This window comes from Paenibacillus chondroitinus NBRC 15376, assembly GCF_004000765.1.
GTDB lineage: Bacteria > Bacillota > Bacilli > Paenibacillales > NBRC-103111 > Paenibacillus_E > Paenibacillus_E chondroitinus.
This window is the reverse complement of the sequence record NZ_BILW01000017.1, coordinates 112,115-138,067: the sequence shown is the minus strand read 5'-3', so window position 1 is coordinate 138,067 and position 25,953 is coordinate 112,115. Positions and strand designations below refer to the sequence as shown.

General features: G+C 45.7%; 24 protein-coding genes. 1 reads left to right on the top strand and 23 read right to left on the bottom strand.

The genetic code is table 11. The features are described from left to right. Positions 1 to 24: 24 nt before the first annotated feature. The 18 genes from PCH02S_RS19735 to PCH02S_RS19650 all read right to left on the bottom strand — a co-directional run bounded on the left by PCH02S_RS19735 (position 25) and on the right by PCH02S_RS19650 (position 17,869). The gene (locus PCH02S_RS19735) at positions 25 to 465 is read right to left on the bottom strand and encodes a EutP/PduV family microcompartment system protein (RefSeq protein ID WP_127455659.1); all 441 of its coding nucleotides are present in this window, start codon (positions 463 to 465) and stop codon (positions 25 to 27) included. Positions 466 to 469: 4 nt separating this feature from the next. Beyond that, positions 470 to 811, bottom strand: a complete 342-nt coding sequence (locus PCH02S_RS19730; protein WP_127455658.1) for a BMC domain-containing protein — start codon at positions 809 to 811, stop codon at positions 470 to 472. Next, complete coding sequence (locus PCH02S_RS19725) at positions 787 to 1,095, bottom strand: EutN/CcmL family microcompartment protein (RefSeq protein ID WP_127455657.1); 309 nt, start codon at positions 1,093 to 1,095, stop codon at positions 787 to 789. The genes PCH02S_RS19730 and PCH02S_RS19725 overlap by 25 nt, the downstream gene beginning before the upstream one ends. 6 nt (positions 1,096 to 1,101) lie before the next feature. After that, on the bottom strand, positions 1,102 to 1,923 hold the full coding sequence (locus PCH02S_RS19720; RefSeq protein ID WP_127455656.1) for a hypothetical protein: 822 nt from the start codon (positions 1,921 to 1,923) through the stop codon (positions 1,102 to 1,104). Continuing rightward, positions 1,924 to 2,685, bottom strand: coding sequence for a phosphate propanoyltransferase (gene pduL, locus PCH02S_RS19715; protein WP_127455655.1), 762 nt, complete (start codon positions 2,683 to 2,685; stop codon positions 1,924 to 1,926). 3 nt (positions 2,686 to 2,688) lie between these two features. Next, positions 2,689 to 2,976, bottom strand: coding sequence for a BMC domain-containing protein (locus PCH02S_RS19710; RefSeq protein ID WP_127455654.1), 288 nt, complete (start codon positions 2,974 to 2,976; stop codon positions 2,689 to 2,691). A 26-nt stretch (positions 2,977 to 3,002) separates the two neighbouring features. After that, positions 3,003 to 4,511 (bottom strand): acetaldehyde dehydrogenase (acetylating), encoded by a 1,509-nt coding sequence (locus tag PCH02S_RS19705; RefSeq protein WP_127455653.1) that lies wholly within the window; start codon positions 4,509 to 4,511, stop codon positions 3,003 to 3,005. Then, on the bottom strand, positions 4,508 to 5,020 hold the full coding sequence (locus PCH02S_RS36735; protein WP_127455652.1) for a BMC domain-containing protein: 513 nt from the start codon (positions 5,018 to 5,020) through the stop codon (positions 4,508 to 4,510). The genes PCH02S_RS19705 and PCH02S_RS36735 overlap by 4 nt, the downstream gene beginning before the upstream one ends. A gap of 16 nt (positions 5,021 to 5,036) precedes the next feature. Next, entirely contained in the window at positions 5,037 to 5,702 is a 666-nt protein-coding gene (gene eutL, locus PCH02S_RS19695) for an ethanolamine utilization microcompartment protein EutL (protein ID WP_127455651.1), read from the bottom strand. Between the two features lie 135 nt (positions 5,703 to 5,837). Next, positions 5,838 to 10,016: an S-layer homology domain-containing protein gene (locus tag PCH02S_RS19690; protein ID WP_127455650.1), complete on the bottom strand. Its 4,179-nt coding sequence runs from the start codon at positions 10,014 to 10,016 to the stop codon at positions 5,838 to 5,840. 86 nt (positions 10,017 to 10,102) lie between these two features. Beyond that, a complete protein-coding gene (locus tag PCH02S_RS19685) occupies positions 10,103 to 11,395 on the bottom strand; it encodes an O-antigen ligase family protein (protein ID WP_164819636.1) in 1,293 nt (430 codons plus the stop codon). Positions 11,396 to 11,638: 243 nt separating this feature from the next. Then, positions 11,639 to 11,869 carry a hypothetical protein gene (locus tag PCH02S_RS19680; RefSeq protein ID WP_127455648.1) on the bottom strand — a complete coding sequence of 77 codons (231 nt, stop codon included), beginning with the start codon at positions 11,867 to 11,869 and terminating at the stop codon, positions 11,639 to 11,641. Continuing rightward, positions 11,869 to 12,249, bottom strand: coding sequence for an iron chaperone (locus PCH02S_RS19675; protein ID WP_127455647.1), 381 nt, complete (start codon positions 12,247 to 12,249; stop codon positions 11,869 to 11,871). The genes PCH02S_RS19680 and PCH02S_RS19675 overlap by 1 nt, the downstream gene beginning before the upstream one ends. 28 nt (positions 12,250 to 12,277) lie before the next feature. Then, positions 12,278 to 13,369 carry a Ger(x)C family spore germination protein gene (locus PCH02S_RS19670; protein WP_127455646.1) on the bottom strand — a complete coding sequence of 364 codons (1,092 nt, stop codon included), beginning with the start codon at positions 13,367 to 13,369 and terminating at the stop codon, positions 12,278 to 12,280. Further along, positions 13,366 to 14,472 (bottom strand): GerAB/ArcD/ProY family transporter, encoded by a 1,107-nt coding sequence (locus PCH02S_RS19665; protein ID WP_127455645.1) that lies wholly within the window; start codon positions 14,470 to 14,472, stop codon positions 13,366 to 13,368. The genes PCH02S_RS19670 and PCH02S_RS19665 overlap by 4 nt, the downstream gene beginning before the upstream one ends. 28 nt (positions 14,473 to 14,500) lie before the next feature. Continuing rightward, positions 14,501 to 15,931 (bottom strand): spore germination protein, encoded by a 1,431-nt coding sequence (locus PCH02S_RS19660; RefSeq protein WP_164819635.1) that lies wholly within the window; start codon positions 15,929 to 15,931, stop codon positions 14,501 to 14,503. A gap of 67 nt (positions 15,932 to 15,998) precedes the next feature. After that, the gene (locus PCH02S_RS19655) at positions 15,999 to 16,868 is read right to left on the bottom strand and encodes an NAD-dependent epimerase/dehydratase family protein (protein ID WP_127455643.1); all 870 of its coding nucleotides are present in this window, start codon (positions 16,866 to 16,868) and stop codon (positions 15,999 to 16,001) included. Between the two features lie 29 nt (positions 16,869 to 16,897). Further along, a complete protein-coding gene (locus PCH02S_RS19650) occupies positions 16,898 to 17,869 on the bottom strand; it encodes an aldo/keto reductase (protein ID WP_127455642.1) in 972 nt (323 codons plus the stop codon). A gap of 197 nt (positions 17,870 to 18,066) precedes the next feature. Here PCH02S_RS19650 and PCH02S_RS19645 point away from each other — a divergent pair, with 197 nt between their 5' ends. After that, entirely contained in the window at positions 18,067 to 18,759 is a 693-nt protein-coding gene (locus PCH02S_RS19645) for a YHYH domain-containing protein (RefSeq protein ID WP_127455641.1), read from the top strand. A 697-nt stretch (positions 18,760 to 19,456) separates the two neighbouring features. On the opposite strand, the gene PCH02S_RS19640 is transcribed toward PCH02S_RS19645, so the two are convergent. The 5 genes from PCH02S_RS19640 to PCH02S_RS19620 all read right to left on the bottom strand — a co-directional run bounded on the left by PCH02S_RS19640 (position 19,457) and on the right by PCH02S_RS19620 (position 25,947). Next, entirely contained in the window at positions 19,457 to 19,798 is a 342-nt protein-coding gene (locus tag PCH02S_RS19640) for a DUF805 domain-containing protein (RefSeq protein WP_127455640.1), read from the bottom strand. A 342-nt stretch (positions 19,799 to 20,140) separates the two neighbouring features. Beyond that, complete coding sequence (locus PCH02S_RS19635; RefSeq protein WP_127455639.1) at positions 20,141 to 21,706, bottom strand: limonene hydroxylase; 1,566 nt, start codon at positions 21,704 to 21,706, stop codon at positions 20,141 to 20,143. 91 nt (positions 21,707 to 21,797) lie between these two features. Then, positions 21,798 to 22,901, bottom strand: a complete 1,104-nt coding sequence (locus PCH02S_RS19630) for a slipin family protein (RefSeq protein WP_127455638.1) — start codon at positions 22,899 to 22,901, stop codon at positions 21,798 to 21,800. Positions 22,902 to 23,521: 620 nt separating this feature from the next. Then, complete coding sequence (locus tag PCH02S_RS19625; protein WP_164819634.1) at positions 23,522 to 24,805, bottom strand: protoporphyrinogen/coproporphyrinogen oxidase; 1,284 nt, start codon at positions 24,803 to 24,805, stop codon at positions 23,522 to 23,524. A gap of 23 nt (positions 24,806 to 24,828) precedes the next feature. Continuing rightward, the gene (locus PCH02S_RS19620) at positions 24,829 to 25,947 is read right to left on the bottom strand and encodes a glycosyltransferase family 4 protein (RefSeq protein ID WP_127455636.1); all 1,119 of its coding nucleotides are present in this window, start codon (positions 25,945 to 25,947) and stop codon (positions 24,829 to 24,831) included. Between the last annotated feature and the right edge of the window lie 6 nt (positions 25,948 to 25,953).

Below are 25,953 nucleotides of genomic sequence, written 5' to 3'. Positions count from 1 at the left end.
GGTGCATCCCTCTTCACTTTAGGATCAAGAGTGTACGATTTGCATAAGCTTATCTTTTAACTTGGCAATGCCTTCGTTTGACGCAGCGGATGTCAGAAAGATTTCACCTTCCGGCAGCGCCTGCCTCAGAAGTTCGATGGCGTGATCGATATCTGCCTGGGGGTGATCGATTTTGGTCACAGCCCCTAAAGCCGGCACGGCAAAACCTTGTTCAAATCCAGGGGGAAAATAGTTCCTGTCCCGCGAAGCATCCTGAACCAGCAGAACGGCTGCGGCCTCGTGCGAGGTCGCCATTAAAGAGCGGTAATACAACGGATTCTCGCTGTACTCGCCGGGAGTATCAATCACCCAGTCACGGTAGATGAGGCTTTGTGTTTTGGATGCGGGCTGGGCCTCCCCGAATAAGGCTTTGATCAGCGTTGATTTGCCTGCTCCGACGGCGCCGATGATCATCACTTTTTTCATCGCGTTATGACCTCGTGATCGGTGCCGTCGAAAATTTCAATTTCTCGAGCAAAAACACATTAACAGCCGCAATCGCCATCTCCACGGCAGCAACTTCTCCTGTGAGCACCAGCGAGCCGGTGAATCGATCCAAATAGCCGATGCCGACGTCGGCTGCTTTGGTCGCAATGTCTGCAGCAATGATGGCCGTCTCCGTCGGGGTCAGCGTAAGAATGCCAATCGCGCTGCGCTGCTCGATGCCGAGTTTCGTATACAAAACCGGGTCCGGATTGGCAATGACATGAGCCAGCGTCAGCTGCTTGCCGGGGACATATTCCTGAATTACTCTCTGTTTGTGCTCTTCCATGCTTCCTCCTCGGCCTCCTTCGCGACCTCGAAGCTATCGACAATGCCGACGATCATCGCATCGATGGGCACCATTTTATCCTTGAACAAGGTTCTGGCCGGACTCCCTCTGGATACGATCACACGTTCGCCAACACCCGCTCCAATGCGGTCTGCGGCGATAATGGGCGTGCCCGCTTCGCTGTCTTTGAAATCCATCGGTTGGATGACGAGCAGCTTTAAGTTGTCCATGCCCGCTTCCTTTTGCGTGGCCCATACACTGCCAATGACTTTCCCGTAAAACATAGGACCTCACCTTTCGGCCATATATTCGATTGCGATGCCTTTATCCTTCAGCATGTCTTGCGCTAGAGCGGAAATGATCGTTTTTCTGCCGATTTGCAAGGAGCGAAATGGACGATTTCTTAGCTCCCGTTGGACCCATTCTGCGGAGACCAGCTTTCCTTCGTAGACGATGGCTGAGGATGCGGGTTCGGGCTCGGGTTCGGATGTGGGTGCTGGTGGGGCAGAAGATTCTGGAGTTACAAGAATTTCAGGGCGGATTTTGCTCACGGCCTTCTCGGCAAGCTGTTTGCTGGGGGCGAACTCAACGCCGTACATTTGGAGCTCCATTTTGTAATAATCAAAAAGATTGCGATACGGGGTGGGCAGCGTCAGCGTTTGGAGCGTCCGGCGGTCCGCCTTTTTCAATCCTGAGATATCCTCACCGATGAGAACGAATTTATTTTGGACCAGCGTAGAGAAAATGATTTCCGAGACAATCGTCCCTTTCATGCCAAGGGCTGCTCTCGCCGCACTATCCAGATCGATTTCCGGAATCACAATGCCTTCGTACGCAAGCGGCACCTCTATGGGAGCTGGGGCGAATTCGTCAGAAGCAATGGTCTGGCCTCGGCCTGCGCATTCGATCTTGTGCTTACCAAGCCAGCAGGAGGCTTCGCCGTCCAGGAACATCAGATCATGGTCAATACCGTTAATATTTAATGCTATAAAATGATCGGTGAAAGCTTCATGCGCCGTGCTGTCGTAAAACAGGTAAAGCACCTTCGGCCTCTTAGCCTGCCGGTTCAAAATCTCACGAACGATCGCTTCGACCATTTGCTTGATCTCCAACTAGCGCAGCCTCCTTTCGGCATTCCTAGGGATGATCTGGACCGTGTCCCCTGTCGTTAAATGGGCTGCATTCGCCTCATCCCGGTCGATATGGAAATCCAGCGAATACTGCGGGCTCACCCTCACGATCACATCGGTAAAAATGATTGGCCGCTCCCCCATTGCCTGCACGTGTATGCGGTCCCCGTGGTTTAGGCGCAAGATCTGGGCTTCCTCCGGGGAGGCATGTAGGTGATTTTTGGCGATGATCAGCCCTTCGTTTAAAGTCACGGTTCCCTTTGTGCCAACCAGCGTAACCCCCGGTGTGCCTGCAAGATCGCCGGAAAGGCGGATCGGCGGATGAACGCCAAGCTCGAATCCGTCTGTGCGCGAGATTTCCACTTGCGTCGCACCACGGGAGGGTCCCAAGATGCGAACGTTAGACAGGCTGCCGTGCGGGCCTTTGAGTGTCACTGTTTCCACGGCGGCGAATTGCTCTTTCTGAGACAGCTCGCGCAGAGGCGTCAGCTGGTAATCCTTGCCGAACAGCATATCGATATGATGTGGTGCGAGGTGCACGTGCCGGTTGGAGACGCCAACAGGTAGGAAGTTCGGTGGCAGGGTGCCGGATGGCGCAGACGCCACACGCTGCAAAGGAATTCCTCGCTCCTTCAGGAAATCGGCGGCTGCGGGGGTCAGCTTATCCCCCTCTGTAACGGGAAAAGGATTCGCCAAACCTTTGATCAGCTGTGCGCGCAGATACGTTTCCGTAATGAGCGCCATCTTTTACCCTTCAAGCTTAGGAAGAATGAACTCAATGTCGGAGTGCGGACGGGGGATCACATGCACCGAAACCAACTCTCCTACCTTCTCCGCAGCTGCTGCACCTGCATCTGTGGCTGCTTTGACGGCACCGACATCTCCCCTGACCATCACTGTCACTAGCCCGCCGCCGACATGCACTTTCCCGACCAGCCTGACATTCGCTGCTTTCACCATTGCATCCGCCGCTTCAATTGAACCTACCAAGCCTTTCGTTTCCACTAAACCTAATGCGGCCAATTCTCCTGCCATTGCGATCTCCTCCTTAGATGATGGGATTAAGACAATTGCATATCCGTAAGGACCTTTCTGATAATCTGAGCAACTTCCTCACGCGTAATGCCGAGCTGATTCGTCTTGATTAGTCGGTCCACCACCTGGATGGCGACTTGACTAGAGTCGTCGGAATTCGTCGCGACAGGCTCCTCAGGCAGAGGCATTTCCTTCATGCCGAAGGCGACCCGCTTGATGTTCAGCAAATGCTGCGGCCCAATATTGTCCGAGGTGATGTTATTCCCAAACGTCCCGCAGCCCAGTGTCATGGAGGGGAAGATCCCTGTCGTAGCACCGATACCGCCGAACGTTGTTCCCGTGTTAACGACAATGCGCGATGCCGGCTTTTCCAACCCGAAAGCTTCAATAATCGCTTGATCCTCAGCGTGAATGCCGAGGGTATGTCCTAAGCCACCGAGCGATAACAGCTGAATGCACTTTTGACAGCCTTCCTGCCAGTCGTTCACCGTATATAAGGCAAGCACAGGGCAAAGCTTCTCCATGGAAAAAGGGTAATCGTGCCCAACTTCCGCCTCTTCTGCGATTAACATCTGCGCGCTATCCGGGACATCGATGCCGGCTTTGCCTGCTATGGCCTGTGGTGATTGGCCAACAATTTGCGGATTCATCCCTTTTGTTGTCATCAGGATAGAGGCGATTTTCTGCTTTTCGTGCTTATTGAGGAAATAGGCGTTACGGCGTTGTAATTCTTGGATGAGGTACGGCTTAATGGCTTGATCCACAACAAGCGCTTGCTCGGAAGCGCAGATCGTGCCGTAGTCGAACGTTTTACTCTGCAAAATGTGGTTCACCGCACTTGGGATGTTCGCACTCCGGTGAATGTACACCGGCACATTGCCGGGCCCGACACCATAGGCGGGTTTGCCGGAGCTGTAGGCGGCCTTCACCATGGCGGTTCCGCCTGTGGCCAAGATAAGATCCGTCAGCTTATGCCGCATCAGCTCTCCACTCGCCTCCAAAGTAGGATGCGAGAGGCAATGAATGAGCCCCGGCGGAGCTCCCGCGCGCTCTGCTGCATCCCGCATGACGGCGGCTGATTCTTGCGAGCAGCGTAGCGCTGACGGATGCGGGGAGATGACGATCGCGTTGCGTGCTTTCAGCGCGATCAGGCATTTGAACAACACCGTCGAAGTTGGGTTCGTTGAGGGAATGATGGCGGCAATGGTGCCGACGGGCTGGGCGATTTCCCAGACCTGCCTTGTGTTGTCCTTGCGGATGATCCCCACCGTTTGCATGTCCTTTATCGCTGCATAGATGTCCCTCGCGACGAACAGATTCTTCGCCCTTTTATCGGCCACTTTCCCGAAGCCGGTCTCGTGGACGGCCATAGCGCCAAGCCGTTCTGCCTGCTGTTCCGCCGCTTCGGCCATGGCGGATACGATCGCGTCGATTTGTGGCTGCGTCATTTTTTCCAGGAGCTTCTGAGCCGCCTTGGCCTCTTGCAGGTATTTGCGAACCTCCTGGATCGCTTGCAAATCGCTGTCCAGCTTCATGTCGGCCGCTCTCCTTCTTCAGCGGACAGCTCCGAGAAAAGCCGGACTAGCTCCGCTTTGCTAACCAGCTGAATGTCTCGTCCGGCCAGCGGGAATTTGGGCATGCTTTGGGCGAGCTCTCTGAGCTGGGCGACGGTCATCTTGCTCCAGTTCGGTGCAGTTGCAGGAGGCTCATCTTTTGACTTGAGAGCTTCTGGTTGTTCAGGGACTTTGGGCTGCTCCCGCTCTTGAACATTCTGCAGCATCGTGTAGATCGAAGGATCCGGACGTGGGATCACCTGTGTGCCGAGCAGCTTGCCGACCCGTTTCGCCTCATCGGCCCCCGCATCTACAGCCGCTTTGACCGCTGCCACATCGCCCCAGATATACACCGTTACGATGCCGGCATCCACCTTCTCGTACATCGTGACCTTTACATCCGCCGTTTTTGCGGCAGCGTCGGCGGCGGCAATTAATGCCGGCAAGCCATAGGTTTCGATCATGCCCAAGGCTAGCTTTTGTTCAATCATTACGGACACCTGCCTCTTACTGGCCTATTTTCTTCGGTTCTCTAGCGATGCATCGGACAGCCTCCGCAAATGCTTCAGCCGCTGCCATACAGGCCGATTGACTGCCTGTCAGCAATCCTCCCGCAAAATTCGTCTCCGTCGGCGGGCCATAGAATTTGCACAAGCGCACATCGGCGGCTTTAAGTGCGGCATCCATGGCGTAGACGGCTTCCAATGGAGGAGCAATTAAGTAAGCAAGCGGCTCGCCTTCCCCGATCTCCGCTTCTTTGGAGAGATACGAGCCTGTGCGGGATACTACATGCGCATAGTACGCGTGTGTGGCTTCGGCATTCAGCGCGTAGAAGCAGGCGCCGCTCTCCATTACTTGGATAGCGGCATCCAGCCCGCTACGCACTTCGTCCGGCGAGGCACCGCCGATGATGCCGATGAATTCACCGGACAGCGGCCCCGACGCATGCCCTGATCCGGCATAGAACGAGCGGGCATAGACCACCTCTACCGCTGCGTTTTTTGTTGCTTCATCAATGGCGGTGTAACCTACATCGTCGATGGATGAAGTCAGCAGGCCAAGGCTGCGGATGCCCGGCTTCAGCTCCAGCTTCTGCGCGAGCCCGGCGTCGACGTTCGGGATGATCCGGACGGCGAGCGGTACGGCGCGTATCGGTTTCTCGTTAGGGGGCACTCCCTTCACCTCTCCGCCTCGAATGGAAGCAAAAAGGTGCCCCGGTTCGGAGAACGCTCGACGTTCTTGGACCTGAGGCACCTTTGCCTGTTTTATGCTTTTGTTAATGGATATGCGGTGAAGGAGACAAATATGTTAATTCTTTGGCCAAGCCGCGTTCTGAAGCAGTTTATTAATCAATAGAGCGGTTTGACCGCGCGTCGTTTTGGCATCCTTTTCAAAAGAGAACCCATTACCTGCATTCAAAACATTTCTTTTCATCGCCATAGCAGCAGCATCGATTGCCCACTCATCTACTGGCCAGGATAATTCACTTAAACGCTGTGCATATCGCGCACGCTCTGAATCATCCAACTGTGATGCCTTATTAATGAATTTCAAAGCATTACTAATCATCGTGACGGCTTCTTGATGCGTAATATTTTGCGTTGGACGGAAGGTTCCATCTTCATACCCACTAATAAGATCCGAACTTACAGCCGTATAGACAGCTTGACTGTACCAATCCGCATCATTAACATCTGAAAATCCTTTATACGTGCTACTTACTGGTTTTAAGCCCAAGCCTCTAACTAATAGTGTAGCAAACTCCGCACGAGTTACGTTCTCATCAGCACGGAAAGAACCATCTTCAAATCCTTGAATCACGTTGTTAGCCGCTAAAGACTCAATGTCATCTTTGGCAAAATAGCCCTCTTTTACATCGGCAAATTGCTTTTGCGATTTAAACACCGTATAGATGGAGTTCCCTTTTCTCCAAAGTGTTGCATATGCAGGTTTGTCATCTTTATCCCAAGTTATGGTCAATGGGACGGAAATCAATGTTTTGGATTGGGGATCCCATACGGCTCCGGTTAACTTTTCACCTGGATTCAACTTGAAATCTTTAGGTAAAAGAACATTATGTCCAACATATTCAGAAAACGAATCGATGGTCGCAACGGTGCTATTGCTATCGTTAATAAGTGAAAGTTCAAAAGATAGGGCCTTACCTACACTCTCTCCCCCATTTAAAGCAATCATTTTCTCCAGATCCTGTTGGTCGGCCGTCGGGAGCTTATCAACGCTAATCCTAAGATTCATCCAATCCTTTCCACCGCTTGCTTTCAATGCATCTTGAAGCACGTCAAAGGGGATTCTCGCTGTTCCTATGGTCGTATTAAAAACTAAAACGGGATCTTCTAACTTACTTTTAATCTCATCAATTAAACCAGCATTGAGCTTGAAGTCGTAGCCATCAGCAGTAGTCTTTAAGTCGATTAGAACTTCATTTTTGCTAGCTTTAGCTTGTTCTTCCACTAGCCTTTTTAATTGTTCAGGACTGATACTCGATGATACGCGAATCGCACCATTTTGATTGACGATATCCCATTTGAAGAGTTCTGCAGGGCCCACTGGGCCGCCACCGCCACCTCCTCCTCCAACGGCACCGCCTATCGTTGGCTCTTTATCGTAGGTTTTAAGTACCTTTAGACTCCGAATTCCACCGTTACGTTGAAGAGCAAAATACAAACTCCCCTCTTCTTTCCCCAGCTGCGGCACACTGAATGATATCGAAGAGGCATTACCTTCCACGGAACCAACTAAGAAAGCATTTGATGAATTCACATCACGGTATACACTAACAGCATCATATGCCTGCAACCCTGTAATTGTAATCGTATCCGCTAAGTCTGACTTATTGTTGGTTATGCTAATCTGACTTGGCAATAAAGATGGGCTGTAGATTCGGTCATTTAAATCAATTGTTTTCGGCGCACTCTCACCAGTTGCTGTAATCCCATAAACAGCGAGCTTGGTAGCACCGTTCGGTATTTTAGTGTTCATAGGGATACTCGTTTGGTACAGTCCCACATTATTTTTAGATAAGCTTATAGTAGGCTTAATCTTTTGCAATTGATCATTAACAAAATAAATATCATAACGTAGAATGGATGAATTTACCGCACTATAATCAGCGTTAAAGTACATGTATCCACCTATTTCCCCCAGTTCACCATCTAAATCCCAATTCATGATCTGCGTTATCCCAGGCAACTGCTGGTCAACAGGTGAGGAACTAGTCGCTTCTCCAAGAATATTGTCTGAGATAGAATAATTCCCGACTGGTAAATATATACCGTCTGCGTTCACAGCCCTGAGTGCAATAACTTTGGCCTCAACTGGAATTTGATCTTCGCGAATAGATACACTATACTGCTGTTGCCCTTTTCCAATTTGTGCAAAACTGTTTCCAATGGGTTCGAAATCTTTTCCAAGGAACTGTACCACATAACCTACGATATTAGTTTCATTTAGCATCGGTGTCCAGTTCAAGGTTCCGTTTATGTGATTTGCACGATTATCAGTATCTTCGAAATAATCATTCCCCATTGTCCCTGCAATTCTATCCCAGAATCTATAATAATAGCCCTGTGTGCTTTCTCCTTGAGCATTCTTTCCGAAAATGCCTATTTTCTGAGCACCTTCTGGCATCACAAAACCATTCGGCAATGTAATTTCATAGCTGGGCAGATCTAGATTTTGATAAGGACGTTTAAAGTTATTTCGCAGTATCTCCGCAATAGGCTTCAACTTCGTGTTATTTGCATCTACAAAATAAAGGCTGTAAGAAGTGGCAGAAGAATCATTCGCTGATGCATCGTACCAAGCAATGTGTCCACCCAAGTTCCACAGTCTTGTATCTTGATCATCAAACTGCATAGCCTGAGCGACCGGTGCCGGGATTGCGGGATTACCTCCTGTTAGGACTGGGCTATTCGATGTGTTATCAAAAATTTGCATACGATACATTTCTGAAACCTTATGACCAGCTAAATCTTTTGGAGTTAGATCAACATATACAGCACCGAGCGGCAATGAACTATTTGGAATATCCAAATAATTAAATCCACCACCTGTTGTTACCTGCTTAGGAACGTTTATCGTTTGACCTATCGCTGAACCATTTGTATCAGAAAAGGTTAGTTCATATCCAGAATAGAGGGCTTCCGAAGATGTCATCCAAGATACTTTCGGATGAATTTGACCACGAGTTAGGTCTTGATCTTCCAAAAAGTATTGAAAGAATCCACTACCTCCACTTCCACCTGGACTGACAGCTATAACAGTAATAGTGAAAGGATAATATACTCCATTAAGTTTTATTACTAATGATGCCGAACCTGGGTTGAGGGCTGTAATTTTTTTAGTTGTACTATCCAAAGAAATTGCTTTATTTTTTACATCAGAAAACGTCAACGCAGCAATCTCATAATCCGTAACATCCTTAACCGTCCCATCATCGAATTGATTGAACACTTTAAAATCTTTCTCTTGCCCCACAATCATCGTTTCCGGATTAATCTTTAACTGTCGACCATCATTGATTTGTACATTATCAAAGTAAGCAGCGCCGTGACCCTCAAAGAAGTCATAATTAGGTTTTCCTTGATCTACGAATTCAACTTTAACGATACCCAGTGTCAGACTAAAAGAATAAGTCCCTTGTGCAGGAAGCTTTAATTCATCACCGTTGCTTAATGAAGATAAGCTCAATTCATACACATGATTTTTAACTAGTGAAGTTGATGTTTCTAGTGTTATAACACTGTTCAAATAACTGTTAGGATATTGTTGTAGTGTTTCATATCCAGTTAACCTATTAAGACTCATTAAAGTCATATTAGACCCTGCGGTAACATCTTTTAATACAAAGTCCGAAAGAGCAAGATGTTCGAAAGCTATCGCAGGTAAGTTACTTGCCGATGGCAACGAGAGCTGTAAGGCGTTCGAATCATTGCTAGCAGGTATGAAACTCACAAGCTGATTATTCCGTGGTATGTATGTATTGGCTTTGAAATTTGATATATTTTGCCCGCCAACTATGCGGTATAAGCCAAGTTTCGTATTGTCACCAAAATATCGAACATTTCCATATGAATCTATTTCTTTAGTGAACTCCTGTGTGGTTTGGCCATCTGAAGCTACGATTCTGCTAGGAGCTGTGTTAGCCGTATAGCCGATTGGATTGATATTAACATTTTTCAATTTGAGATTTGCATCATCATAACCATAATAAGTGCTATCATGAAATGATAATTTATCCTTGTCACTATCATAAGTAATGGTTGTTACCGTTCCATTATTCGTTATGTCTACGGACACCTTCGTAGGATCTTTCACATAAACGTAGCCTCTTAATCTACCATCTTCCGGTGAATACATAAAAAATCCAGGAAAAGCAAACGAAACTGTAGGCAAAATAATCTGGATGATAAATACGACAATCAGAGACAAACCAATCTTTTGGAGTATATGTTTCCAATAACTCATGAATTCAAGCCACCTCTTCGAAATAATGGAATAATTAAACAAAAATGATTATACCATAAATGATATAATCATCTTATAAATCCACTTTATTCCTTCATTAAATTTTCATAAAGATCCTCATTTAACTGTTGGTACAACCTCTCATGAGGAAGTAGATGCACCGCTTGTTCAACTTGTTTCTTCCCCTCCAAATAATCATTCCGATTTCCTGACTTATTCCCAAGTAAAACATATACTTTCGCCATGTCATAATAGGCCGATGCAGCCCAAGGTAACAATTTCTGTGCTATCGAATAATCTTGAATCGCCGATTGCATATTCCCAATTGCAACGTTATTCTGGCCTCTCATCTGAAAGTATTTCCCTACCTCCACCCAACTTGTGAAAAACAACATGACTACCAGAGAAACAGATAGAATTGCCTTTACAGACTTACTTGGATTGATTAGTACTGCGGCCGTATCTGGACTCTGCACCATAATGTACTCAACAAACATAAGAAAAATTGCGTGGATGAAGAGAAAACTAAAATCAAAATCAAATCCTGCATGAAGGAGTAGAACAGTGCTCGCTAGCACAACTCCTTTTATCCATACTAGTGAAGAGTTCTCCGCTACTGTTTTTAATGATTTATACAGAGCAAAGCTGCGATAATATAGGATTATGGCAATTAAAATAAACAACAATGATCCGAACACACCTATATCTAGTGCTATTTGTAAATAATGATTATGTACAAACCGAACAAAATACGCTTGTGATTGGTAAAAGGATTGCCATACACTCCATCCTCCACCTCCTGTTCCAAGCCAAAAATAATCGGTAATCATGGGTAAACTATCTTTCCAGTACATAAGCCTCATCTGAAATTCAGAGGTTTCTGGCTGTATCGTTTTGAGCCTTGACCAAAAAAAGAACATATCCCTTTTTAATAAAGCAGCAATTATAAAACTAAAAACATGAATAGACATTAATTTTAGCCACATGTTTCTCTTCCGAAACTCTTGAAATAATACCACAACAGCAATTGATACAATCCACAGCACCCATACCGACCTGGAATATGTAAGTAGAAGTCCTGTTGCTTGAATAATAATCAATATGAAATCAATCTTATTGGCTTTTCTCATGTAAAAAAAGATACTCATTAACAGAGAAATCAATAAGAATATAGCTAATGCGTTTGCATAACCTATTGTTGACTCTAGTCGCTGCTGCCTCTCCAACTGAAAAATGACTCCAATAACAACGAGGAATGCTCCCATGTAAGGAATCCATCTGAAAACTTTCATCATTTGTTCTTTGGATAGGGCAGAAAAAAGAATCGCAAATGGGAGCATAGTGGTTATTTTGATAGCCTCTAAAATGGCATTTTCCAAGTTTGCCGCGATAAACACACTAATCCAGTAAAGTAAAACGATTAAAAATAAACATAGATGCACTAGATGTAGGCGCATCTGCTTAATTGTAAGACTGTAAATTAGAAATGAAGCTACTAGGATGATATTGGCGGATAAATAATTCAATTCGTATAAATAACCTTGTTTTAGGAGACCTAGTCCCAAAAAGAGTAAAATGACGATATAGATAAATTTCTGAATAACGTTGTCCCCCGTTTAAATCTAGTAGTTCTTGTCCTTGGGAGAAGAATAGTTGTGGATAACTCCTTTTTCAATGACGAAATTGGTGACGGTCTCATGAATCACTTCGATGGAAAGATTGGCAGAGGCTGCTGTAACATCATCTTTTGTTCTATCAAAAAGGCCAAGGCTCTGCCTCAGCTGAAGATTTTCCTGTTTCAACTGTTCTATCTCACTCAAGGCAAGTTCGAGTTTTCTTTTCAGGCTTGTCATCACTTCTTCTTCTTACTCTTCGCCTTCTCCAAATTCCGAGCAACCCTATACTTCACAATCCGGCTGATCAATTCATAAGGTATCGGTTTTCCAAGAGGAAATTGCAGAGTCCCTTTTGATGCATGATATTCTGCGACCTCATCTTGGAATTGGGTAATTCCGTCCGGTGCCGGATAAAATCCGATGTGATTTTTAAAAGCTGCAAAATGCACCAAATTCCCGTGCTGCTCGAAGGTAGGCATCGCGTAACTGATTTTCTCCTTGGCATCCGGGGCGGATTCTTTAATAACTTCTCGCAGCTTTTGCAGAATCTCCTGAATCTCCGGCGAAAAGGCTGAGATGTACTCATCGATGGATGTGTACGTGATTTTTTCTTGCATGGCTTTCCCTCCCACGTTTTCTGGCTACTTAGTCTATAAACTCCAATCCCGTGTTTCTCATATCAATATGAAAACTATAGCTGATTTCGGCAGACTTGAACATCTCGTTCCAATGATCATATTGGGATGGCTCCAGACGACTCCGAAAGCGATTACCGAAGCCAAAGACATCTGCTCCTTCTCGCTGGGTCTTCTCGAACAACGATTTGGCATGGCCGTTCAAGTCCGACTCCAGCTCAGCAATGATCTCTGATTCATTCAAATTTCGCTGACGGGAACTGTCGATTAGAACTGTGACCAGCGAACAATCAATTTTGATGATCGGTTTCCCGCTCTTAAGCGACGTAGCAATCCGGGTATGGTTATGTACAATCCTAATATCCGATCTACTCATCAACTCAACTTCTGAATCATGAAACCGGCGCGTGAATATTTCATACAAAAGCGATTCATCCTTGTTGATTTCCCCAACCATCCTACCGCTGATAAAAATCGCATTGCCGCCAAAGCTAAATGAATTTTTCTCACCTTCGATCAATACCGGGATTAGATTAGCATGAAACGGGTTATAGAATTTGGCGTAGACCTCCCACAGTTTCGTTACATTTTTTCTGGGGATACCCCCTGCATAAGGCTCGAAAAACAGCTTGGTATAAATACCAGAGAGTTCCCCGGTCGGATTGGGACTGCTAAATATCCGTTCCATATTGCCCCTGACCACAGCAACTACAGCATCTAAGGGGACGGAACGCTCTCTGATTGCAAATTCCAAAAAAGGGGTGAGACCCGTCTTGGCCAACGGCTCATCTAGCAGCAATGCTCGTGTTGAGGAAGTTTCCAACGCTTTGGGAAGTTTGTATCTTAATTTGTTCATCGCATCGGGGACGGTGAACCCTTTCTGGCTCATCGTAAAGAAATCTTTTTTCGACGTTTCCTGTCCTGCCCTGGGAAGAGGGAATCGGAACCATACTCGGAGACCCGTCTCCGGCGCTTTCTCCAACCCTATCACACCAATCATGAGCCGATTATCAATGTCTTTGGAATCCCAGCATCCGGATCCGACCGTCATTGTCAGGAAGCATACGATGGCTAACTTCCATATCGGGTGTTTTCGCCTCATAGTCCATTACCCTTTCCCCTCTGATTTCGAGCAAAAACCAGGACAGCCAAGCCAAGTAAAGGAAAAGCAAACATGATATACAGACGGATGGCAATCGTAACTAGGACAATATGTTCGACCTCTCTCCAAGAAGACAATAACGTGGCCGCCGTATAAACAAAAATGAAGATAATGACGTAAATCAGGCCATTGTGCGCTCTCGGCATTAAAGTTTTGATCATTTCTCCCAAGGCGTGCAGCTGCAGCGCCATAGTGATCAGAACATAGAGCATAGTCACGGAAACAAAAATGGCGGTCATACTCTCAAATACGATCCAGTAATGATAGATCGAATCCATTTTGGATATGAAAGGAAAGGTTAAGCGTTGGCTTAAATCTCTTCCAAAGGTCATAACCGGCAAATAAACATAGCCTGCAATCAAAGGAAGCGCACAAAGGAGGGCAACAACGTAGCTTCTCCAGGCGCGCCTTGCGGACTGCATCCTATATGATCCGATCAGTGAGGTAAACGTAAATCCCATCCACACAAACGATCCGGCATAAAAGTGCTTGTTGAGGAGAAAATCGCCGTTCGTCCGAAGCCAGGGTGTACCTAAAGTCCAATCAATATCACTAAAACCTAGAATCAGCAGCGCCAATGTGCAGATAAACGCCAACAGAAAGAAAACCCTCGCTGCCCTCACAATTGGCATCATTCCGGCCAAGGCAAGTGCAGCAGGAGCAAGGAGCATTCCGTTCAAAAACGATATTGGCGTGGTGGGCAGCATCGTCATCGTAACAATTTCCGAATAGGCTCTCAACATCACGACGAGTGTTCCGAACAGGAATAGTAATACCGGTAGACAAAAAATGCTCGTCCACACGCTGCCAAGCGCGGATCGTATGGCAGCTATCAGCTTGTTATCTTCCAGCCTGGCCAGCATTCTGCTGTAAAGCCAAGAGCTGAGCAGAGCGCCCGCGACCCAGACAGCAATCGGGATCCAATAGCTTCCTGACGTGCTGCGAATTAGAAAGCTCGGATAGATGAAACCGGCCGCGGCACCTGAGAACAGCATTTGAATCACAAACATTTCATAGCCAGTTATGCCGGAAGAAGTTTTCATTACATAGGCTCCTTTCTTGAAATACTAGCTAGGAAGATCCCAACCTTTTCTTCTTGTGCCATAAGGGTGTGAGGTAAGGAGTTCCGAAGGATTCAAGACAGCTTAAATAGATAACTAAGCACACTAAGCAGAATACGATACCTAGGAGGCCAGCAATCGTAGCGCCAATCACGACAAAATACTTCAGGACTCGCTGTACTAGCCCCATATGGTAATCAATAACGATAAAATTAGTGATGGCCGTAGCTGCCACAACAATGACTAACAGATGGCTGACGATATTAGCCTGGATGATCGCTTGACCTAGGACAACACCGCCGACCATCGTAACCGTCGAACTTATCGTCTTGGGCAAACGCAACCCCGCCTCTGTTATGAAATCTGTCGTTATAAGCATCAGGAGTGTCTCCACAAAAACAGGATAGGGGACGCCCTCCCTACTCGCTGCTGCGGCGAGACTAATCTCCAGGCGGTTCACATCAACATTGACAGATGTAAGCGCCACATACATAGCGGGAAGAAACAAATTAATAAACATGGCCAGAACGCGCAGCGTATGCAGAAAAGAGGTAACATGTGGATTGACATATTTATCCTCTGGTGAACGCCAAAAATCTGTGTAAACAGAAGGCACAATCAAGGCAAACGGAGAACCATCTATCATGATGATCACCTTGCCTGCCAGCAGAGATTCCGCTACACGATCAGGTCTTTCCGTGGTGACGGCCAAGGGGAACAACAACATTCTTTTTCTGGCCATTAGCAGTCGCAGCAGTTGTGCGCTGTCCTGAATGCCATCCGTTTGAATCTGCTCCAGCTTTTCTTTTAGCTGTGACAACAGATCGGGATCGACGGCATCACTATAAGAAAACAGAGCAACTCGGGTGTGGCTGGCCGTGCCGACAATCGTTTCCCACAGTTTTAATTGGGAAGAACGAATTTGCTGTCTAATTAATGCCGTATTGACGTCGAGACTTTCGTTGAAGGCGTTCATAGGGCCTTGAAGAACATTTTCAGTTACCGGCGACCCTACCGACCTTTGTTGGCTCTCAGATAAATTCAGTATCAGTCCGGAAGACGATCTTACTTTACATATAACGGCTGAGCCGTGGCAGAGCGCTTGCACGCAATTTTCGAACGTCCCTTCCTTAAATCCAGTCCCTCTATAACGCTCAAGCCTCGCGGACAAGTCTCCGGTGATAGGGGTACCGAGCAGAAAATCCAACCTCTGTGCGGAGGATAAGGATGAAATAAAACATAAATACAATTCGGCCGCATTCTCCATTCCGATCAATATCGTCGCATAATCGGCAGAATCCGCAAAAGCTTCTTTTAAGCGTTCGAATAAAGGCAGAGTATCTTCTTGTTCATTTAGACCATAGACGGAAGTAAGAATATCAGACGTGGTTATAACCCCCCGGCAAGCATAAATATGGAAATCCAGTATTATTTTGTCCAAGTCCTGCAATATCATGTCTGAAATACAAAAAAAGCGACCAATCCCAAAGGATTGACCGCTCTTCCCCTTACTGCTCCATCAGTTTAATTTGTGGTTCCCAGCCCAATAATCTTTTCGCTTTCGCGTTGGATATAAGGGATGTTCTTCCCTCTAACGGGGAACGAATTTCTTTCACACCAGGCAGGTACTTCGCCACTAAATCCAGCGTTGGCCGATTCGACGAGCTATCATCTGCTGCAATGATAAGCGCCTCCGCGCCAAGCCCATCGACCTCAATGGCTTTAAGACAAGCAGTAGCTACGTCCCTTGCATCGATGTAGGACCACAGGATGCGCAAACGCGCGTCCGTATTATCGAAATTAGCTTTCAACTGCTCGTAACTCTCGGGCACCAGAATGTTGCCTAAGCGGAAACTGACCACCTGCATCCCGGTACGCCGATTGAACGCCTGCGCAGTCACTTCATTCACCACTTTGGACAAGCCATAGCTGTCCTCCGGCAACTGTGGATGATCTTCATCGATGGGTAAATACTGAGGTTCGAAAAACTCACTGGCAAAACAAATGCCATACGAGGACTCACTCGACGCAAGCACGACTTTCTTGACCCCCAAGTTGGCCGCCGCCTCCAATATATTGTAGGTGCTCATCACATTATTACGGAAACAAACCTCATTCGTATGTGTATAGGCTTGAGGGATAGCGGCAAAATGCACAATACCCTCGACCTCTTTCCGATTGCCAGTACTGAATTGCGATATCGCATTATGTACTTGACCCAAATCATTGAGATCAGTAATAATTGTCCGGCAAATCGGTTCCGCTGGAGCTTTCACGTCCAAATTAATGACATCATAATTATTTTCCACAAAATGTTTTAAAATCCACTGACCCGCCTTACCGCTGCCGCCAGTTACAATGATCCTCTTTTTGTCCATGAACCCTAAATCCTCCTCGTTATGTCTAATCAACCTCTATAGAAATCCCGAATCCAACGATGTGCTTTCAGCTTTTCCACTTGTTCCTTGGTCAGTCCCTGTCCGTCACCAACACGCATATTTGCTTCCACGTTGCGTACAGAGCGCATACCCGGAATGACCGTTGACACAGCAGGATGGCTTAGCACATACCGCAGTGCGATTTCCGGCATTTGCTCAACAGAAATATCCAGATCAGCTGTAATCTTCTGAACGCGATCATACACCTGCTGCTTACGATCACCTCGGAAATAGTTGTTGCGGAAATCACCTTCGCTAAACGTCGTGTCAGGTGTAATACGGCCCGTGAGACCGCCTTCATCCAGCGAAACTCTGACTATAACGCCTACATTGTGCGCTTCACAGGCAGGAAGCAATTGATCCTCAGGACTTTGATCGAAAATGTTATAAATCACCTGCACCGTATCCACGAGCCCCGTTTCAATCAGCTTGAGCGCATTGTTCGGTTGGTGATCGTTAATTGATATGCCGAAGTGTTGGATTTTGCCCTGCTCTTTCAGCTTGCGGACCCCTTCCAGCCAGTCTCCCTGTCCCACCCACTCGTCCGACCAGACGTGGAACTGCTGCACATCAATCGTCTCTAGACCTAGATTGCGCAGACTTTGCTCTGTACTTGCTATAACATGCTCCGCTGTAAAAGTTTCCTCCACAGGTACGCCATCGCGTGCCGGCCATTGTCTGTTTTTCGGAGGGATTTTGGTCGCTACATAGATAGGCTTATCATGGGCTTTCACCACTTGTCCGACAAGTCGTTCACTGTGGCCGTCGCCATAACCCAAAGCCGTATCAATAAAGTTCAATCCCAGCTCAATCGAGCGATTCAGCGCTTGAATGGATTCCTCGTCGGAAGCGCCAATCCAAGCCGTTTTACCGATTCCCCATGCGCCGTATCCGATTTCCGATATCTGCAGTCCTGTTTTTCCAAGAGTTCTAATGTTCATCTTCCGTCCTCCATCCACTGATTTACTTACACTTGTTATTATACAGGCAAAGGAAAAGCTGCATAAGAACTGAAAAGATTGTCAGTTAGTTACTTTCGCGTAAGTGGGGGGGGGAGAAAAATAATATTTGAAAGCCCTTGAAATATCTGGTATTATCACGTAGGTAAAAACTACCAGACTTTAGGAGATGAACAGCAATGAAATTTAGGCAAATAGGACTACTAATATTATCATTCATTCTAGTAACGACTTTTTCACAATCCGTTTCTGCACATTCAGGTAGGACGGATGCAAACGGCGGGCATAATTGCTCAGCCAGTTCCAAAGCCAAAGGATTATGTACCGGTTACCATTATCACAATGGTGGATCTTCCTCCGGAAGCAGTTCGCCATCAACATCATCCGGCGGGTCAACTTCCAGTACTAAACAAGCAGCAACTCCAGCAGAAACAGTTCCAAGCGGATATGTCAAAGTGGAAAAGCCAACATACACGATTAATGTAAATGGCACTTCAGTCACCAACTCATCCCTTAAATATCCCATCATTTCTTATAAGGACATTACGTATTTTCCAATGACCTTTAAGTTTACTCAGGCGCTTGCTCTAGAAACAGTATGGGACGCTGAAACTGGATTCGTCATTCGCAAGACTTCCAATAAGGCTGGAAAACTTGAATTGGACTATGGCAGTACTAACTCTAACCTATATGCTAGTCAACCTGATTTTAATATCTATGTGAATGATGCTTGGATTGATAATGGTTCCGAGGAATACCCGTTGTTGGTGTTAAATGATGTAACCTATTTTCCAATGACATGGCATTATGCTGTTGATGAACTTGGTTTATCTATAAAGTTTGAAAACAATACTTTTTATATTTCTAAATAAGACTCTAAAAATTGTCAGTTAATAACTTTAGGTTAGTAGGGGAAAAAGAGAGGAAGACAAAAGACACCCACACGGGTGTCTTTTGTCTTGGAATTTCACTTAGTAAACTTTGTGTTGGCTTTGATAGAAACTTAGATCCTTGGTTTTCTACTTCTTTTGTGCAAGTTTCACTTCTTCTATTAGTTCTACAATACTACCATCATCCATAAACATTGTTGCAAAACTCTCTAAAACTAATACTGTTTTCTAAAATTAAATCTCTCCTATTAATTGGAATATTAACGAATTGGAAATTATATGCTAATATGGTCTTTTAATATTAAATCCCTAAAATTATGAGAGGTGGTTTTTTTTGAAACTTCGTGTCCCCTTAATTTTCCTAGTACTATGCGTCTTTGCAGGGTTAGCTCAATTATTTAAAAATATCTTTTTCATATTTCCAAATAACAATATTCTTTCATCAATTCAATATTTATTTCTAGTAGGAATAGTTATTTTTATTTTTGAAAAGACAAAGCTAAGTGAAAAAAAAGCAAACTTTTTTGTATGCCTGATCCTCATTCTTATGGGATCATTAATTGCCTACTTTACGATCTAATTTTTTAAAACAACACTGGTATATTTCAAAATAAGCTAACGCCAAATAAACCCCACCTATTTAGGATGGGGCTCTGTTCTAAGCCACTGCTCCAGCTAACTACTTAGGATTAGGACCATATTGGTTCTCATTAGGATCACTATCTTGGCAGTAAAATACGATAAGAATAATAGCTCCGATAAGTGGAATTAAACCAATCAAAATCCACCAGCCACTTCTCCCGGTATCATGAAGCCTCCGGAATGCAACGGCCAAGGACGGCAATAGAACCGCAAGTGAGTAAAGGCCAGTCAAAACATTTGTAATCCCCAATAAGGATTCCAAAATGGCAAGGATGATGGAGATAATTAGATTAAAAAGCACAAACATCCAGTACTCCTTGCGTTGAGCCCTACCTGAAAATCCAACGTAGTTTTTCAACACCTTTGAATACCACTCCATGTATCTTCCTCCTTCATATTCACCAACTTGAATCAATAAAACGGTTACCCTTTTTTCAATCTTATTCACATTTTTATGTAATCATTTGATCATGAAAAGATTCTGCCCCCCTTTGGAATGTTTGCATTTTCCCACTCCACCTCCTCAAACAAAGCCAAGGCGTTTCAGGCTCCAAATAATGCTATGCCCTTATATGTATTTGGGTGGGGGTTGTCTTAATGATTAAAAAATGGGTATTTTTGGTTTCAAAATAAAAAATCTCTACACCACATGGATGTAGAGGTTTCGTTCGGCATACGCAAAACAACGGTAGCCATCTATACTTTTTATGCTTTGAGCAGCTTAAAACCGTTTATCCTCTCGAAGCTTTTGAATCCGTTCTTTGACAGAGTCATCAGGTTCTATCTCCGACAAATGATTAACCGCATGAATAAGCCGCTCATCCCAGGCGGTAACATGCCATCCCTCTAACGCTTTGATCGCCATGTTTCGATTTCTGGTTACAGGACTGTTCAGACCCGTCAAGATCAATTCAACACCGATCCCTTCATGCTGATCCAAACTCTGCAAAACAGTATCCAAATTCCGATGTGCCACATATTCCTGGCCAAACCCCATCTCATCGCCGGGACCGGCAGCAATGTGCTGAAGAGGAAGGTGTTCAGTGGCGAACTGAACCACTTGCCGGATACGGTTAGGATCACTCGATTTCATGAGCTGAAAGTAATGAAAATCCTGCAGCGGATCTGCAGCAAGCTGGCCATACAGCGTTTCCCAAATATCCACGCCAAGTTTATCCGCACATGCTGCACCGTAGTATCGATCCGATGAGTTGCCGCTGCTAACTGCGTCCATGATAATGCTTACCCACTTGGCATCGGTAATTATTAATTCGCATGCATCCCTATTATTAATTTTCACCTGTTCTGTCCATCCCTCCGACATCCGCTCAGACCAATTCTTTTCATCCTGATCCAAGAAGTCGCGAATGCTCCATACGACAGACAAATGCTTAGCAGATGAGCCCATCTCCCGGGCGAGCCTCACGTAATCGGACACGACCTGCGGACCATACTCGTAATCGTAGATATCCTCTGCTGGTCCGCCGTTCAATAACGCTTCCACGATATCCGTCGCCCCATCAAACAATGCGCTATCTACCGAATTGGCTGAAAGCGCCTCCTGCAAACCGCCATTCCTCGCACAAATACAGGCTAAATATTCGTTCATGACGCTGTTTTGACAGCCTTGGCGCAGCAGCCAATCTTTGATCTCCTCAGTTGCTGGCTCGAGCCTCTCGACGAGGTTGATTTTCCCCCACCCATGGACGTGCTTAGCTAGTTCAAATAGAACCTGGTTACTATCCTCCATGCCATTCTGAATCGCAACCGCAGCATATAGTGTAAATTCTTCGTGCCTCCCCAATGTCAGAAGCAGATCCCTCACATTCTCGTTCTGGAAAAGACCCAGCAGCGCAATTCCGAGCTTAACGACATTCCGGTGTGCTCCATTTTCGGCGAGCCATCTTGCCTCTTGGAATAAGGCATCTGGCTGTATGCCCGGCTGTTTACGCAGCTCTTCTAAAATGAAATCAATCTTGCTACCAATATCTGTCTTCACAAGAGTAGCATAGAGCGTCTTTCTAATTGAACTCTTCGGCTTTCTTGATTGCTTCGCCAGAAGGTGGACTAACTCGCGCGTCTCTTCCGTCATCTGGCCTGGCCCCGCATGGTGCCCGAAAGCACCATCCAGGCCGCCCGCTACCCATCTCAACTTACTTCCGGACCAAAATTCTTCGTCATCCGGCAGGGCCCCTGCTGCGGTTTCACCTTGCTCCTTAATAAATGAATAAATGGAGGTTTTGCCTTCCCAGAGAGGTCGCGCGATTTTACTTAGATATATAACCATCGTTTCATCACCTTTTTCATATAATTCTTTCTGCTCAGAGCGGAACAACTCTTCAAGCCTCTAAGCCTCCCTAGCCGCTTATACTCCCTTTTTACTTAGCTCCCCCAACAAGCGAATTCAGCTGTTCCAGCAGATTGTCTCTGCCAGTGAGCGAAATCGTCCCAATTTTATCGCAAATTTTCTCGAGAAATTCAAGCTCCTTCAAGCGGAATAGAGTCTGATTCTCGTCCATCAACTTAGCTGTATTAAGCAGACTGCGGGTAGAAGCCGTTTCCTCACGACGGGTAATCAAGTTTGCTTGAGCTTTCTTCTCTGCTAACAGCACTGTGTTTAGTATCTCTTTGATATCCCCAGGCAGAATAATATCTTTTACACCGGCGGAAAAGAATTTAACCCCGTAATCCTCACTCTTCTCGTTCAGACGCGACAGCACGAATGCCGCTATTTCTTGCTTCATCCGCAACAGATCATCAAGCTTCAATGTCCCGACGTATTCACGCAGAATAAGCTGCAACAGAATATAAATCTGATCCTCGAAAGCTTTGATCTCCAGTGCGCGCAGCGGATTGATAATCTTGTACTGGCAAACGAAATTTAAGCGAAGCGTTACCTTGTCTTCCGTCATCATTTCCTGACCGGTCATATCCAGCTGCTGCTGCCGTAAATCCACGGTTTTTATTGAGGCGATTACCGGTCCCTTCCAGAAGTAATATTTTCCTGGGGCAAGCTCCTTCTGCATGACGTTGTTATAAAAAAGCATCCCTGTCTCGTGGCTGGCCACTTCCGAAACATAAAGATATCCTGCAACTTTCGCAAATATAGCTCTATCTATGTCTGCACCAACCTCTGGTTGTCGAATATCAACTCGGGTAAAGTCGTGCTTCTTCAGCACATTCCAGAAAGCGTATTTACCGGCTGTCAGTAGCGACACGAATTTTCCATCCTCATAGTGAAGCACGTACTCATGATCCTGAACATTGATCACAGTAATCTCCTCAAGCAACCGTGCATCCTGAAGAAATAAGTTCAGATCCTTTCCCTGTACGACAAATGGTTTAGTGACATTCAACAACACAATTTCATCATCTGAAAATGGAGCTAATCGATGAGCACCTGGCTGTAAGTGCTTCACATAACTGCCTTTCTTAAACAATAATCCTCGTTCGTCAGCCTTAACGATCACTTTTTTAAACATATCTATCTCCTCATTTCATGGGAAATTTACGGTGTGGTGTGACCCTTTATGAGGAAATCCCCCTGAGTCGGAAGCGGAGCCAGCTTAAGGTTGGAAAATCGGTACCTGCGCACGAAACTTTCTGATGGTGATGTCGGCTTCCATTCCAGCCCGCGCTCACTCATCTTGCCATTACGTGGTCTTGTACTTTTTTTCTCATCCGGTATCCACAGGCTGCAAAGCTGCTTCATCAGTGCCTACCTGAAGGAGGCTGGGGATTCCCGCTAACAGGTCTAATTGAGTTTTCATCGCTCGATGGGAAGTCGAGTGTCTTTGTTCTACCAGAATCGCTCACTATGCGAGTGGGGAATCGAACCCCTAATAATGGTTCCTTACCGATCCGATCGTACAGGATACCGTAGCATATGATGCACAGCACTGCGGGATATCGCGATATCCCCGCCTCGTTACGACCGTTCGTGCAAGAAACAATGTAATCCTTGCAGGTTCTATCTTCGCTTATTTCCCAAATAACGAACATGGCGAAAGTATTACGATGATGCAAAAGTTTTCCATTTTAACTATTTGAGCAAAAAAAATCCCACTGCCACTATGACAGAAGGATTTATTTTACTAAGGCTCTATCGAACCCCTAACATATCTCTAAAATTGGATACTGCGTCCAACTCTTCAGCTAAAGTAATGGCCTGCTGCATATCTTCGTGCTGACTGGACCAATGCCAACTTCCGTACCTGCCAATGCTGTAAATACCATGCCGCCGCAAATAGCCTTGGATATGAGCAGTTACTTCACTATTCGGCAAACAATAATTATGTTCCAAGTAAATTGGCCTCAAGGTAAGGATATCCCTCTCATCCTCAATCATACCGATATCCATAAGGTCCTGTATAATATGCGGAATTAAGTTCATAGCCTCTTGTTGGTTCTGAAAATACAGCGGTGAGCATTCTACATACATAGAACTGTAGCCTTCTGGTGCCATTCTAGACTCAACGTTACTATAGAATCCGATTCTGTAAAAACGGTACTTAAGATCAGGTATGTAAATCCAGCTTTTGTTGGCATGCATTGGATTTCTCTTAACGCCTAAGTTGAGAATGAACCCTTTGCTCGATTGCAATTGTTGGGACAAATAGACAATATCAGGATCAACATCGGTAATTATATCAATCAATTTAGGCAGAGGCATCGTTGATACAATGGTTTTCCAAGGAGACGTTTGATTATTTATGCTCATGGTTTGTTGATGTAAATTTATCGATTGGACGTGGGAATTAAATTGAATTTGCTTGTTTTGGGCCAAATGCAAAGGAATAGCTGAAGCTCCCAATTCACCTCTCGGATAGTAAAAATAATGATTATACCCCTCAATGCTCTGATTCGTACGAACATTTCTGACCTCTTCATATTGGCCGATTTGGATTTGAGATAAGTTCGGCACCCCAAACATTTTCACATTATAATCTCTGAAGAAACACTCAAACAAAGTAGGACCATAAGAATGGAGCAGCATGTCCGAATAATTCAGATAGCCACGGCTCCTCGTCGCTGCTTCGTTGGCAATTGCAGTTAATTCATATTCAATCTGATCGACCAGACAATGATCGGGATGTGCCTTGTAACTCTGCTGAATTGGAAAATCAAACCACTTATTATCCCAATATACGACTGCTTGTCGGACATGTTTCTCGAGAGGAAGGCCATCCAGTAATTGCATAACTTTCGGTGCGTTCTGAAGATGGAACCAATGTCCGCCGATATCGAAGGTAAATTTGCCGACAGATGTATGAACATGATACGAAGACGCTTTTCCCCCTAGCTCCGGAGCGCTCTCCAGCACCTTTCCGCGTCCCAATGCCGACGCAAAAGCTAATCCGGTCACCCCAGCTCCAATTATGTACATGGACATGTGTCTCCCCTTTTTAATTAAATCTGTATCATGTCTCTTACTTTTCCGATTACTTTGTGGACATCGTATTTAGACTCAGCCAGCTCTCTACTATTTGCTCCCATGACTTCTGTCATTTGCGGGTTCAAGATAAAACGTTCCATCGCTGCGGCAAGAGCTCCCCCATTTTTTACAGGGACTATCAGTCCGTTAAAATCTTGAATGACTGTCTCACGGCACCCAGGTACGTCAGTCGTTATTATTGGCAGTCCCATTGCCATGGCTTCCAGTGTGGATTTGGGGGTGCCCTCGCGATAGGAAGGTAGGACGAAAATATTCGAATTTCTTAAATAAGGGCGAACGTCGGCTGCCTCCCCCAGATAGTTGACCACTCCCTCTTCCATCCATTTCGCAACCTGCGTCTTGCTGATGGAACTCGGATTCGAATCAAATGGTCCTAAGAGGCACAATTTTACAGACGGATACTTAGCCTTTAAAATCCTCGCCGCCTCGATGTATTCGTAGATTCCTTTATCCTTAATAATTCTTGCGATTAGTATAAAAGTTAATGGGACTTGGCTTTGAACTGGGCGGTTCCTTGTCATTGTAAATTTATCGAGATTAACTCCTGAACCATTCACGATGGTTGTATTGTTCCTCTCGATTAAGCCAAGCTGTTTAAATAAACGTAAATCATCAGGGTTCTCGAAGAAGGCCCTTTCACAATGTTGAAAAGCAAAGCGGTACAAAAAGGTGACAAGAGGTAACAGCAGCCGCTGTTTCCATTTGCGTTCTGTAAACAAATAGCCCAAGCCTGTGACCGTAACGAAGACTCTTCTACTTCTTGCCATCCGGGCAGCCAGAGAGCCATAAAGTATAGGCTTAATTGAGTAGCAGCAAAGGATATCGGGACGCTCCTCCCGTAAAACTCGAGTCAAATAGCAAACACTGCGTATATCGTAAAACGGATTAATGCCTGTATTTTTTATCGGAATCTGAATAAACCTCACACCTATGGCAGTCAAAGCGCTCTCCGCATCGGTATCCGGAGCCACCGCCGTCACATGATGCCCGTCTTGCACCAACGATTCAATAAGATCCCAATAAAAATTCAAATAACACTTGGCATAAGGAACGATGAACAACATTTTAGCCATCTGGTC